Genomic DNA, 12,558 nt, shown 5'->3' on the forward strand with positions numbered 1-12,558 from the left:
AATGAAGCCTTGCATTGTACACAGAATTTTCGACCTGGCGCAACTCACATCCGGTTTTTTTGAGGGCAGTCCAATCCAACCGCCAAAAGACAAGAGGGAGCAGGCAAGCCTGCTCCCTCTTGTCTTCATCTTGCGATAGCGAAGGCTTCAGGCCCGGGCCGCCAGTTCCAGCGCATCGACAAACAGGGCAGCCACGTCACAGCCGGTCTGGTCGTGGATTTCCTGGAAGCAAGTCGGACTGGTCACGTTGATCTCAGTGACGTTGTGTCCGATCACATCCAGGCCGATCAGCAGCAGGCCGCGCTGCACCAGCTTGGCACCGATGGTTTCCGCAATCGCCTTGTCCTCGTTGCTCAGGGGCTGGGCCACGCCCTTGCCGCCGGCGGCCAGATTGCCGCGCACTTCATTGCCTTGCGGAATGCGGGCCAGGCAATAAGGCACCGGCTTGCCGCCGATGATGAGCACACGCTTGTCGCCCTGGACGATGTCGGGCAGGAACTTCTGCACCATGACGCTGGTGGCTCCGCCCCGGTTCAGGGTCTCGATGATGCTGCCGAGGTTGCGCCCGTCGGGACCCACGCGGAAGATGCCCATGCCGCCCATGCCATCCAGGGGTTTGAGAATGATGTCCTGGTGCTGGGCATGGAAGGCCCGGATATCCTGGGCCGTGCGCGTCACCAGCGTTGGCGAGATGAAGTGCGCGAACTCCATGATGGCGAGCTTTTCAGGGTGTTCGCGCAGTGCCTGGGGCTTGTTGAAAACCTTGGCGCCCTCACGCTCGGCCTGGCTCAGCAGGTGGGTGGCGTAGAAATACTCGGAATCGAAGGGCGGATCCTTGCGCATCACGACGGCATCGAATTCCGCCAGCGCCATGCTGCGGGCTTCGGTTTCGTCAAACCATTGCTTTTTGTCGCCCGTCAGCGTGATGAAGCGCACCCGGGCCGTGACCTTGCCTCCGCTTTCCCATGACATGCTGCCAGGCTCGCAAGCCACGATCTGGTGGCCTCGGCGCTGTGCCTCGCGCATCATGGCAAAGGTGGAGTCCTTGTAGATCACGAAGGACTCCAGTGGATCGGCAACAAACAGTATTTGCATGGTGGTGGTTCAGATAGGACAGATCTCGCCGGACATCATGCACGGCCTGAGAAGACATCACAGATTTTCCGTGAAGTTTCCGCCTTCCCCCTTCTAGCGGCGGCGAAAGTGCTGGATGCACAGCGCCACGCTGCCCGCCACCACGCCCCAGAAAGCCGATCCTATGCCGGCAATCACCACGCCGCTCAGAGTCACGAGAAATGTGATGAGCGCAGCCTCGCGGTGTTGCTCCTCCCTGAGCGCTGCAGCCAGGCCGCCGCCGATGGAGCCGAGCAGGGCCAGCCCCGCGATGCAAGCCACCAGCTCCTTGGGAAAGGCAGTCAGCAGCCCCGTGACCACGGCGCCGAAGATGCCCAGCACGATGTAGAACAGGCCGCAGACGGCCGCCGCCGTATAGCGCCTGGATTTGTCTTCATGCGCTTCGGGACCCATGCAGATGGCCGCGGTGATGGCGCTCAGATTCAAGGCATAGCCGCCGAACGGTGCCAGCACCAGGGTGGCCGCGCCCGTCATGCTGATGATGCGGGAGACGGGAATGTCATAGCCCGTGGCGCGGATCACGGCCACGCCCGGCAGGTTTTGCGAGGCCATGGTGACGACGAACAGCGGCAGGGCCAGGCTCACCAGGGCCTGAACAGAGAACTGCGGCATGGTGAACACCGGCATGGCCAAGCCCGCATGCACGGCGGACCACTGCATCTGCCCGCGCAGCGCCGCCCAGGCAATGCCGGCCATCAGGGTCACGATCACAGCGTAACGCGGAGCCAGACGCCGGGACAGCAGATAGGCAACCAGCATGACCAGCACCAGAGGCAGATTGCTCTCGGCCGCCGAGAAGGCCTGCATGCCGAACTTGGCCAGCACGCCGGCCAGCAGGGCCGAGGCGATCTCCATGGGGATGCGGTTCATGATGCGCTCGAACCAGCCCGTGGCGCCCGCCACAATGATGAGCACCGCGCTGGCGATGAAAGCACCCACGGCTTCCCCCATGGAAAATCCGCCGGCCAGCCCGGCCGTGGCCAGCACCGCGGCACCCGGCGTGGACCAGGCCACCATGACAGGCATGCGCAACAGCAACGAGGGTACAAGGGAGCACAGCCCCATGCCCAGGCCCAGGGCCCAGATCCAGGAGGTGATCTGGGCCGGCGTGGCCTGGAAGGCCTGGGCTGCCTGGAACACCAGGGCCACGGAGCTGGTGAAGCCCACCAGCACGGCCACGAAACCGGCCGCAAAGGCGGCGGGACTCAAGTCTCTGAAAAAGCGCATCTGCGCATTCTGGCATCAGGCCTGCGAAAAACACCGCATGGACGGTGCATGCGAATCGCGAAGGCGACCATCACTTCCACATTGATAGCTATCAGCGCTTTCTGGATAAGCGATACAGGCCTTTTTGACCCAAGCTACAGCTCGATCTTGGAGCCCAGTTCGACCACGGAGTTGCTGGGCAGGTGCAAGAAATCGGACACCCGGCTGGCGTTGCGGTGCATCTGGGCGAACAGCTTCTCGCGCCAGGGCGCCATGCGATGGCTCATGCGCGGAATGATGACATCGCGCGAGAGGAAGTAGCTGGTTTCCATGGATTCGAACATGCAGCCCTGTGTGCGCAGCTGGGCCAGCGCGGCCGGCACGTCGGGCTCGTTCTTGAAGCCGTAATGGATCAGCACCTCCCAGCAGTCGCCGCCCAGCGATTCGGCCTGCACGCGCTTGTCCAGCCCCACCCAGGGGACTTCGTGGTTGCGCACCGTCACGAAGATGTTGCGCTCGTGCAGCACCTTGTTGTGCTTGAGGTTGTGCAGCAGCGCATGGGGCACGGTACCGGGCTCGCCCGACAGGAACACGGCCGTGCCCGGCACTCGCGTGGGCGGATGGCGCCAGGCCGATTCGAGGAATTCACGCAGATTGAGCGCATCGGCATGCAGTCTTTCCTGCAGCAGGTCGCGCCCCTTGCGCCAGGTCATCATCAGCGTGAAGACCGTGCCGCCGATCAGCAGCGGGAACCAGCCACCCTCGAACAGCTTGAGCAGATTCGACGAGAAGAAGGCCAGATCCACGATGAAGAAAAAGCCCGTGGCCAGGATGCAGACCGCCAGAGGATAGTTCCAGCGGTAACGGACCACGAAGAAGGTCAGCGTGGTGGTGATCAGCATGTCCAGCGTCACGGCGATGCCGTAGGCCGCCGCCAGATTGCCGCTGTTTCGGAACAGCAGCACCGCCAGCGCGATCGCCACGAACAGCCCCCAGTTCACCAGCGGCATATAGATCTGGCCGGTTTCCTTCACGCTGGTGTGGCGCACCTCGAAGCGCGGCAGGTAGCCGAGCTGGATCACTTGGCGCGTCACGCTGAAGGCGCCGGTGATCAGCGCCTGCGAGGCGATCACCGTGGCCATGGTGGCCATGATCACCATGGGCAGCAAGGCCCAGCTCGGCGCCATCATGTAAAACGGGTTCTTGACCGCCTCCGGATTGGCCAGCAACAGCGCTCCCTGACCGAAGTAGTTGAGCGTCAGCGCCGGCATGGCAATGCTGAACCAGGCCAGGCGGATGGGCTTCTTGCCGAAATGGCCCAGGTCGGCATACAGGGCCTCGGCGCCCGTCACGCACAGCACGACCGAGCCCAGGATGATGAACGAGGTGCCGGGATTGTTCCAGATGAAGCCGACCGCATGGTGCGGGCTGAGGGCGGCCAGGATTTCCGGATGGCCGAGGATCTGGTGAATGCCCAGCAGGGCGATGCAGAAGAACCAGGTCAGCGTGATCGGGCCGAAGAACTTGCCGATGCCGGCGGTGCCTCTTTTCTGCACGAAGAACAGCAGAAACAGGATCACCAGGGTCAGCGGAATCACGGCGCGCGTGAAATGCGGGGAGATCACCTCCAGGCCTTCCACGGCCGACAGCACGGAGATGGCCGGCGTGATCACGCCGTCGCCGTAGAACAGCGAAGTGCCGAACATGCCGACCAGGAACAGCGTGCTGGACAGGCGTGGCTTGTCCTTCACGGTCTGCGAGGCCAGGGCCAGCATGGCCACCAGGCCGCCCTCGCCATTGTTGTCCGCGCGCAGCACCAGGACCACGTACTTGAGCGAGACGATGACCGTGAGCGTCCAGAACAGCACGGACAGCACGCCGTAGACGTTGGCCGGCGTGAAAGGCACATAGCCCGATCCGAAGACCTCCTTGACCGAGTACAGAACACTGGTGCCAATGTCTCCATAGACGACACCGATAGCGCCCAGCGTGAGGGCGGACAAAGAGGATTTGGAAGTTTGCACGGCTCAGGAAGCGACTCGTAAGGCAGTCACCGGGTCTCAAGGTTTCGGCATTGTGCTCGGTCCGGGCGGCCCGCTGCTTCAGTCGTAGATTTCCGCGTCAGGATTCGTCGCTTCCAGCTCGTAGCTGGCGGCCAGCATGGCCAGGCGCGCAATCACGCCATACATGTAGAAGCGGTTGGGAGCGCTGGCGCCCGGGCGTGCGCCCACCTGCGGCAGCTGGTTGCTGTTCGGGAAAGCCAGCGGCACATAGCCGGCGCCGGGCGTGTTGAGGTTCTCGTCCACGTCGCGCTCGGGGTGCATGCGGTAAAAGCCCCCGACCACATAGCGGTCCATCATGTAGACCACGGGCTCGGCCACCGCATTGTTCATGCGCTCATAGGTCAGCACGCCCTCCTGCACGATGACGTCGTGCACGGTCTGGCCATCCTTGATCACGCCCATCTTGTTGCGGCTCTTGCGGGGCAGGTCTGCCAGTTCCTTGGCATCGCGCACCATCATCACGCCCATGCCATAGGTGCCGTTGTCGGCCTTGACCACGGCGAACGGCTTTTCCTTGATGCCGTATTCCTTGTACTTGCGGCGCACCTTGGACAGGATGGTGTCCACCTGCTCGGCCAGCCGGTCCATGCCCACACCGTCGGCGAAGTCGATGTTTTCCACATGGCCGAACAGCGGATTGATCAGCCAGGGATCGATACCCAGCAGCTTGCCGAAGCGCTTGCCCACTTCCTCATAGCTCTGGAAGTGGCGGCTCTTGCGGCGCACGTTCCAGCCTGCATGCAGCGGCGGCAGCAGGTATTGCTCGTACAGCTCCTCGATGATGCCGGGCGTGCCGGTGGACAGGTCGTTGTTGAGCAGGATGGTGCAGGGGTCGAAGTCCTTGAGCCCCAGACGGCGCTTGGTGCGGATCACGGGCTCCAGCTTGATCTCGTCGCCATGGGGCAGCGTGATCGACAGCGTCTTCTTGATCTCCGGGCTGATGGAGCCGATGCGCACATTGAGCCCGGCCATGTTGAAGATGCGCTTGAGCTGCAGCACGCTGGCCAGGTAGTGGGTGTTGCGCGTGTGGTTCTCGGGGATGATGAGCAGATTGCGCGCTTCCGGACATATCTTTTCGATAGCAGCCATCGCAGCCTGCACGGCCAGCGGCAGCATTTCATCGGTCAGGTTGTTCCAACCGCCCGGAAAAAGGTTGGTATCCACCGGTGCCAGCTTGAAGCCCGCATTGCGAATGTCCACCGAGCAGTAGAAAGGCGGCGTGTGCTCCATCCACTCCAGGCGGAACCAACGCTCGATCGCAGGCATGGAGTCCAGGATGCGCTGCTCGAGTTCGTTGATGGGGCCGGTCAAAGCCGTGACGAGATGTGGAACCATAAAGACCCTTATGAACCGATGGTGGGTTGCAATTGTAGAGACCGCCGCACAAATTAAGCGTTTTCCCTAGATGCAAGGACTAGCGACGCCAGAAAGCGGGTGACAGCAAGGCCATGAAGCTCAGGATTTCAAGACGGCCCAGCAGCATGCCCAAAGTACACACCCAAGTCTGAAAATCGGTCAACACCGTGTAATTCGATGCAGGCCCGATGGCCCCGAGCCCCGGGCCCAGGCAGTGCACGCTGGCCAGCACGGCGGAAAAAGCCGTCACGGGATCCAGGTCGGTCAGCAGCATGACCATGCTCAGCACAATCACCGTGGCGCCGTAGACCAGCATATAGGCCAGCACCGAAAAGATCATGCGGTTCTCGACCACGGCGTTGCCCAGGCGCACGGGCTGCATGGCGCGCGGGTGGACCAGGCGCGTCATCTCGCGCCGCGCTTGTTTGACCAGAATCAGCATGCGCACCATTTTGATGCCGCCGCCCGTGGAGCCGGCACTGGTGGCAACCCCCGACAGCAACAGCAGCAGCACCGGGATGAAGACCGGCCACGCCAGATAGTCGGTGGTCGAAAAGCCCGTCGTCGTGGCGACCGAGACCGTGTGGAACATGCCGTAGCGCAAGGCGTCCAGCGGACCATAGACACCCTTGCCCCACAGCAACAGCGCGGCCAGCAGGCCGGCGCCCACGAGCACCGAAATCGTGGCCCGCATTTCCGGGTCCTGCAGAAAACTGTCCAGATGCCCCTTGCGCAGGGCCACGAAGTACAGCGCGAAATTGCAGCTCGCCAGCAGCATGAAGATCAGCGCAATGGACTCCAGCAGCGGCGAATTGAAATAGGCAAAGCTCGCATCGTGGGAGGACAGTCCGCCCAGGCTCACCGTGGCGAACATGTGCATGAGTGCATCCAGCGGCGTCATGCCGCCCGCCCAGAAGGCCAGCGCGCAGGCGATGGAAAACAGCGCATACACGCCCCACAGCCCCTTGGCCGTCTCGGTGATGCGCGGCGTGAGCTTGGTATCCTTCACGGGTCCCGCCGCCTCCGCACGGAACAGCTGCGCGCCACCCACGCCCAGCAGCGGCAGCACGGCCACGGCCAGGATCAGAATGCCCATGCCGCCCATCCACTGCAAAAAGGTGCGCCAGACATTGATGGACACCGGCAGCTTGTCCACGCCGCTGAGCACCGTGGCACCCGCCGTGGTCAGGCCCGACACCGCCTCGAAATAGGCATGCGTGAAGCTGATGTGCAGGCCCACGCGCTTCAGGCCCAGCATCAGCGGCAGCACGGCGCACAGCGGCAGCACCACCCACACCAGGGTCACGAGGATCACGCCATGGCGGGCCTGCAGGTCGCGCTTGTGGCGGTACAGCGCGCCCCACAGCAGCAGGCCCGCGCAGGCCGTGATGCCGATGGACCACGGATAGATGCGCCAGACACCGTCCTGCGTGAACCAGGACACGCCGAACGGCAGCAGCATGGCGCCGGCAAACATGACCATCAGCATGCCGAGCACGCGCAGTACGGGAAGCAGGTCTCGCATGGCCTGTGGCTTCAGAAAAAAGTGGCGCTGACGCGGAACAGGTTTTCCACGTTGCGCACCAGGCGCTTGTTGGGCAGGAAGAAGACCACATGGTCCCCGCTCTCGATCACCGTGTTGCTGCGCGGGATGATGACCTCGGTTTCCACTTCGCCACCCGTGTCGTCGGCGGACTGGCCCTCGGGAATGCCGCGCACGATGAGGCCGATATGCACTTCCTCGGGCAGGCGCAGCTCCTCGACCCTGCGGCCGACCACGCGCGAACTCTTCTTGTCCCCGCGCGCCACGATCTCCAGCGCCTCGGCCACGCCACGGCGCAGGCTGTGCACGGCCTGCACGTCGCCGCGGCGCACATAGGCCAGGAATTCGCCCAGCATGGCCTGGGCCGGCGACAGCGCGATGTCGATCTGCGTGCCGTGCATCAGGTCGGCATAGGCGCGGCGGTTGATCAGCGCCAGCACGCGGCGCGCCCCCATGCGCTTGGCCAGCAGGCTGGACATGATGTTGTCCTCGTCGTCATCGGTGAGCGCCAGGAACAGGTCGACTTCCTCGATGCCCTCCTCCGCCAGCACATCCTCGTCGGTGACATCGCCTTCCAGCACCAGCACCTCGGCCGGCAGCGCCGCCGACAGGTTCAGGCATTGCTGCTCGCTGTGCTCGATGATCTTGATGTGAAAGCGCCCCGGCGTCTGGGCCAGCTTCCTGGCCAGGCGCAGGCTGACCTGGCCCCCGCCCGCGATCATGATGCGGAACACCGGACGCGAGGGCCGGCCCTCGGGGCGGTTGATGGCGCGCAGGGCCTCGGACACATGCTCGGTCGCCGCCAGGATGAAGACCTCGTCGCCCGGCTCGATGCGCGTGGCCCCGTCGCAGCGCACAAAGCGGTCGGGTTCATCGAGAAAGCGGCGGTAGATGGCCACGATGCGCATCACCAGCTCGGGCATGCGCTCGCGGATCTCGGCGATCTGCAGGCCCACGGCCGGCGCCCCGGCACGCGCGCGCACCGAGGCCAGCGCCGCGCGCGCGCCCGCGAACGAGCGCACCTGCATGGCCTCGGGATATTCGATCAGCTTGCGGATGTAGTTGGTGATGGACTCTTCGGGGCAGATGATGCGGTCCACGCCGAAACCATCCTTGCCCAGCACCGATTCGTTGGCGGCAAAGCCCGAGGAGCGCACGCGCGCAATCCGCGTGGGGATGTCGAACATGGCCTGGGCCAGCTTGCAGCAGACCAGATTGGTCTCGTCCATGGAGGCGCAGGCGATCAGCAGGTCCGTGTCCCGGGCACCGGCCTCGGCCAGCACCTGCGGATCGATGCCGTTGCCGACCACGCCGCGCAGATCGAAGCGGGATTCCAGCTCGCGCAGCGCGCGCGCGTCGGTGTCGATGACGGTGATGCTGTTCTGCTCGGACACCAGGCTCTCGGCCACGCTGTGGCCTACACGCCCGGCACCCAGAATGATGATTTTCATGGTGTTGTATGCGGAACCGAAGCGGCTGGAGGATTCTAAAAGCCGCCGGCCCCTGAAACGTGCTCTCCAGGGGCCGGCGGCATGGCGTCAGGCGCGGACTTCGCCGTCGCCCAGGACCACGTACTTGAGCGAGGTCAGCCCCTCGATGCCCACGGGGCCGCGCGCATGGAACTTGTCGGTGCTGATGCCGATCTCGGCGCCCAGCCCGTATTCGAAGCCGTCGGCAAAGCGCGTGCTGGCATTGACCATGACGCTGGCCGAATCCACTTCGCGCAGGAATTTCTGGGCGTGCATGTGGTTCGTCGTCAGAATGGCGTCGGTATGGTGGCTCGAATACTTGTTGATGTGGGCAATGGCCTCCTCCACGCCCTCCACCAGCTTGATGCTGATGATGGGCGCAAGGTATTCCTCGCTCCAGTCCTGCTCGGTCGCGGCCACCAGCTTGGCGCCCTGCACGCCCTGCAGCATGGCCAGGGCTTCCGGGTCGCAGCGCATCTCCACGCCCTTGGCCGCATAGACGGCACCGATCAGCGGCAGGAACCCGGCCGCCACGCCGCGCGCCACCAGCAGGCCCTCGCTGGCATTGCAGGGGCTGTACTTCTGCGTCTTGGCGTTGTCGGCCACCTTCACGGCCATGGCGATGTCGCAGGGGTCGTCCACATAGGTGTGGCAGTTGCCATCCAGGTGCTTGATCACCGGCACCTTGGCCTCGCGGCTGATGCGCTCGATCAGACCCTTGCCGCCGCGCGGAATGATCACGTCCACATAGTCGGGCATGGCGATCAGCTGGCCCACGGCCTCGCGGTCGGTGGTCTGCACCAGCTGCACGCCGTGCTCGGGCAGGCCGGCCTCGGCCAGCGCCCGGGCCACCAGGCGTGCCAGCGCCTTGTTGGAGTCGATGGCCTCGGAGCCGCCGCGCAGGATGCAGGCATTGCCGCTCTTGATCGACAGGCTGGCCGCCTCGATGGTCACATTGGGACGGCTTTCGTAGATCATGCCGAACACGCCGATGGGCACGCGCATCTGGCCCACGCGGATACCGCTGGGCATCTGCTTCATGCCGATGATCTCGCCGATCACGTCGGCCATCGCCGCCAGCTGCTCGCAGCCCTGGGCACAGGTCTCCAGCACCTTGGGCGTCAGGCGCAGGCGGTCCACCATGGGCGCCGACAGGCCGTTGGCTACGGCACGCTCCAGATCCCTGGCGTTGTCGGCCTGCAGCGGTTCCACGTTTTCGCGCAGCAGGCGGGCCAGCGCCTTCAGTGCTTTGTTTTTGGTAGCTGCAGACGCACTGGCCATCAGCGCAGAGGCCATTTTTGCCTGCAAGCCGAGGTTGTGCATGTATTCGACGGTATTGAGCGCGTTCATACGCCGATTTTCCCCTATCTGGCCTGCCCGTGGGCCAACAAGCCCTCTACACTGCGGGCGATACGGAGAAAGAACCGCGATGACCCTCACCGCCTCCCCCTCGCTGGCCGCCCGGCAGCTGCAGCAGCTGCGCTCGGGCTTCGAACAGCTGGCCCGCCAGCAACTGGCGCCGGCCGCCCTGGGCCAGCAGGCCCGCGCCGCCACTGCGCTGCTGCAGGCCTTGCCTGCGCGCTATGGCGAAGTGCTGCTCAACCTGCTGGATCGGCTGGAATCCAGCGCGCTGTTCACCGAGGAAAGCTGCTCCTTCAGCCAGAAGGACCTGACGGACAACCTGCTGCTGTGGGCCGACAAGGCGCAGGCCCAGCTTGATAAAAGCTGAAAATCGCGGCCGCAGCAGGGTCTTGGGCCGCGTCAGGATTGCAAACAAATGCCACGGGCATGAAGCAATTTGTCCGCGTGTAAAAAGCCGCAACACTGCTGGCAGCGCCCCGCGCGCACCGCTACCTTGGAAGCCTCTTTATTTGCTTGGAGATTGCCATGGGACTGCTCAATCAGATCATCGGTGCTGTGGTTGCCGAAGAGGCCCTGGACAAGGTCGACCCCGAGGCGGGCCTGCTCAAGAAAGGCATGGCGGCCCTTGCCGGCTTTGAAGGCGAGAAAGTCATCGAGGAAAAGATCGACGAACACCTGCAGCAGGAGCAGCAGCCACCGGCCGACGGCGCGCCGCAGTGAGCTCCCTTCTCTTTTCCACGAAAAAGGATGCGCGCCGCATCCTTTTTCGCTTTTGCGCCGCGCTCAGGCCCTGCCCGCCTGGGCCAGCAGCATGGCCAGCTGGCGCAAGGCCTGCCAGCCGTCGCGGGGCCAGCCATCGGCGGGCAGGCCCTTGACGATGCCGTCCACCGTGTGGGCCGCCTGCAGCAGCTGCGCGGCCGTGGCGTCGCTCACGCGCGGCAGCAGGCGCTCGAGCAGGCGTTCCTTGGGACCCCAGATGCGGTTTTCGCGCAGCGCCATGGGCAGGGGCTTGCCCGCGGCCATGGCGTCCTTGATGCGCTTGATGTTGCGGATGTCCTCGGCCAGCGCCCAGTGCACCAGCACCTCGGCCTCGCCTTCGGCCTGCAGGCCGTCGAGCATGCGCATGGTGCGCGCCAGCTGGCCCGAGAGCACGGCCTCGGAGAGCTTGAACACGTCGTAGCGCGCCACGTTGAGCACGGCCTGCTCGACCTGTTCGAAACCCAGCTCGCCCTGCGGGTACAGCAGCGCCAGCTTCTGGATTTCCTGGTGGGCGGCCAGCAGATTGCCCTCCACGCGGTCGGCAAAGAACTGCAGCGTGCGCTGGCCTTCCTCGCCCGCGGCCACGCGCTGGCCCTGGGCGGCCAGGCGCTGGGCGATCCAGCCGGGCAGCGCGCCACGCTCGACCGGGTCGATCTGCAGCGAGACGCCGCCGGCATCGAGCGCGGCAAACCAGGCGCTGCTCCTGGTGGCCTTGTCCAGGCGCGGCAGGCTCACCAGCGTGAGCGTGCTGTCGTTGCCCTGGGCGCTTTCGGCCAGCTGCTGCAGCGCCGCGCTGCCGTCCTTGCCGGGCTTGCCGGAGGGAATGCGGATCTCCAGGATCTGCCGGTCGGCGAACAGGGACAGCGAGCCGCCTGCGGCCAGCACCGCGCTCCAGTCGAAGTGCGCGCCGGCCACGGTGTAGCTGCTGCGCTCGGTATAGCCGGCCGCCCGCGCCGCGGCGCGGATGGCATCGGCCGCCTCCTGCTGCTGCAGGGGCTCGTCCCCGTGCAGGACGTAGAGCGGACGCAGGCCCTTGGCCAGATGGGCTGCAAGCTGGTTCAGCGCAAGCTGCATGGATATATGTCAAAAATGCCTGCAGCGCTTGCCAGCCAAGCGTCAGCAGCTATCAAATCAGGAAGACTGCAAACTCTTTACGGCGGACAGGCGGCGGATCATCTGCTGCACGATGTCGTTGCGCATGTCCTTGTTGAGCATTTCTTCTTCCGCCGCCTTGGACAAGGCGTTGGTTTCGTTGTAGGTCACGTTGCGGATCTGGCGGATCTCGGTCGGCGGAATCACCTCGTCGCCGCCCGGCGTACGCAGCGAGAAGCTGACGATCAGGCGCAGTTCGATTTCACGCACCTGGCCGGCCACGTTCATGCCCACGATCACGCGCTGCTGCTGCTCGCTGATGACCTGGCAGATCACCTCGGCCTGGTCCGGCGGCGTCGGATCGCGCAGCACCGTGAGCTTGTCGCTGGACGACTCGAGGTTGCGGCGCAGCAGCGTGCCCACGGGCGAGCCCCGCCCCGCCTGGATGTAGATGGAGCGGAAGACGAAGTTGGGCACGCCGCGCAGGCGAAAGCCGCAGGCCCCCAGCAGAGGCGACAAAGCCATGGCGGCCAGCAGCGTACGTTTTTGCATGAACTGTCCTTGCATTCAAAGC

At 64.6% G+C, this 12,558-nt stretch carries 11 protein-coding genes; 2 read left to right on the top strand and 9 right to left on the bottom strand.

Annotated elements, in window-relative coordinates; translation table 11 throughout:
• Positions 1-147 precede the first annotated feature (147 nt).
• The 7 genes from gshB to Cte04_RS16735 form a co-directional block, all read right to left on the bottom strand.
• Entirely contained in the window at positions 148-1,095 is a 948-nt protein-coding gene (gene gshB / locus Cte04_RS16705; protein WP_066480835.1) for a glutathione synthase, read from the bottom strand.
• Between the two features lie 93 nt (positions 1,096-1,188).
• A complete protein-coding gene (locus Cte04_RS16710; RefSeq protein ID WP_066480844.1) occupies positions 1,189-2,361 on the bottom strand; it encodes a benzoate/H(+) symporter BenE family transporter in 1,173 nt (390 codons plus the stop codon).
• 134 nt (positions 2,362-2,495) lie between these two features.
• Positions 2,496-4,364, bottom strand: coding sequence for a potassium transporter Kup (locus Cte04_RS16715; RefSeq protein WP_066480847.1), 1,869 nt, complete (start codon positions 4,362-4,364; stop codon positions 2,496-2,498).
• Positions 4,365-4,442: 78 nt separating this feature from the next.
• Complete coding sequence (gshA, locus tag Cte04_RS16720) at positions 4,443-5,738, bottom strand: glutamate--cysteine ligase (protein ID WP_066480849.1); 1,296 nt, start codon at positions 5,736-5,738, stop codon at positions 4,443-4,445.
• A gap of 79 nt (positions 5,739-5,817) precedes the next feature.
• Complete coding sequence (locus Cte04_RS16725) at positions 5,818-7,284, bottom strand: TrkH family potassium uptake protein (RefSeq protein WP_066480851.1); 1,467 nt, start codon at positions 7,282-7,284, stop codon at positions 5,818-5,820.
• A gap of 11 nt (positions 7,285-7,295) precedes the next feature.
• Positions 7,296-8,753 (bottom strand): Trk system potassium transporter TrkA, encoded by a 1,458-nt coding sequence (gene trkA / locus Cte04_RS16730; RefSeq protein WP_066480852.1) that lies wholly within the window; start codon positions 8,751-8,753, stop codon positions 7,296-7,298.
• 87 nt (positions 8,754-8,840) lie between these two features.
• Positions 8,841-10,121, bottom strand: a complete 1,281-nt coding sequence (locus tag Cte04_RS16735; RefSeq protein ID WP_066480855.1) for a glutamate-5-semialdehyde dehydrogenase — start codon at positions 10,119-10,121, stop codon at positions 8,841-8,843.
• Between the two features lie 79 nt (positions 10,122-10,200).
• Here Cte04_RS16735 and Cte04_RS16740 point away from each other — a divergent pair, with 79 nt between their 5' ends.
• Positions 10,201-10,500 (top strand): hypothetical protein, encoded by a 300-nt coding sequence (locus tag Cte04_RS16740; protein ID WP_066480863.1) that lies wholly within the window; start codon positions 10,201-10,203, stop codon positions 10,498-10,500.
• A 158-nt stretch (positions 10,501-10,658) separates the two neighbouring features.
• Positions 10,659-10,853: a hypothetical protein gene (locus Cte04_RS16745; RefSeq protein ID WP_066481024.1), complete on the top strand. Its 195-nt coding sequence runs from the start codon at positions 10,659-10,661 to the stop codon at positions 10,851-10,853.
• A gap of 63 nt (positions 10,854-10,916) precedes the next feature.
• Here the strand turns inward: Cte04_RS16745 and holA are convergent, their stop codons facing one another.
• On the bottom strand, positions 10,917-11,966 hold the full coding sequence (gene holA, locus Cte04_RS16750; RefSeq protein WP_066480865.1) for a DNA polymerase III subunit delta: 1,050 nt from the start codon (positions 11,964-11,966) through the stop codon (positions 10,917-10,919).
• A 57-nt stretch (positions 11,967-12,023) separates the two neighbouring features.
• Positions 12,024-12,536 (bottom strand): LPS-assembly lipoprotein LptE, encoded by a 513-nt coding sequence (locus tag Cte04_RS16755; RefSeq protein WP_066481026.1) that lies wholly within the window; start codon positions 12,534-12,536, stop codon positions 12,024-12,026.
• Positions 12,537-12,558: the final 22 nt, after the last annotated feature.

The organism is Comamonas terrae, assembly GCF_001544075.1.
In the GTDB taxonomy this organism is placed as follows: Bacteria; Pseudomonadota; Gammaproteobacteria; order Burkholderiales; family Burkholderiaceae_C; genus Comamonas; species Comamonas terrae.

Coding starts and splice junctions, on each gene's coding strand:
- gshB (WP_066480835.1), bottom strand. CDS start 1,095: ATGCAAATACTGTTTGTTGCCGATCCACTGGAGTCCTTCGTGATCTAC.
- Cte04_RS16710 (WP_066480844.1), bottom strand. CDS start 2,361: ATGCGCTTTTTCAGAGACTTGAGTCCCGCCGCCTTTGCGGCCGGTTTC.
- gshA (WP_066480849.1), bottom strand. CDS start 5,738: ATGGTTCCACATCTCGTCACGGCTTTGACCGGCCCCATCAACGAACTC.
- Cte04_RS16725 (WP_066480851.1), bottom strand. CDS start 7,284: ATGCGAGACCTGCTTCCCGTACTGCGCGTGCTCGGCATGCTGATGGTC.
- trkA (WP_066480852.1), bottom strand. CDS start 8,753: ATGAAAATCATCATTCTGGGTGCCGGGCGTGTAGGCCACAGCGTGGCC.
- Cte04_RS16735 (WP_066480855.1), bottom strand. CDS start 10,121: ATGAACGCGCTCAATACCGTCGAATACATGCACAACCTCGGCTTGCAG.
- Cte04_RS16740 (WP_066480863.1), top strand. CDS start 10,201: ATGACCCTCACCGCCTCCCCCTCGCTGGCCGCCCGGCAGCTGCAGCAG.
- Cte04_RS16745 (WP_066481024.1), top strand. CDS start 10,659: ATGGGACTGCTCAATCAGATCATCGGTGCTGTGGTTGCCGAAGAGGCC.
- holA (WP_066480865.1), bottom strand. CDS start 11,966: ATGCAGCTTGCGCTGAACCAGCTTGCAGCCCATCTGGCCAAGGGCCTG.
- Cte04_RS16755 (WP_066481026.1), bottom strand. CDS start 12,536: ATGCAAAAACGTACGCTGCTGGCCGCCATGGCTTTGTCGCCTCTGCTG.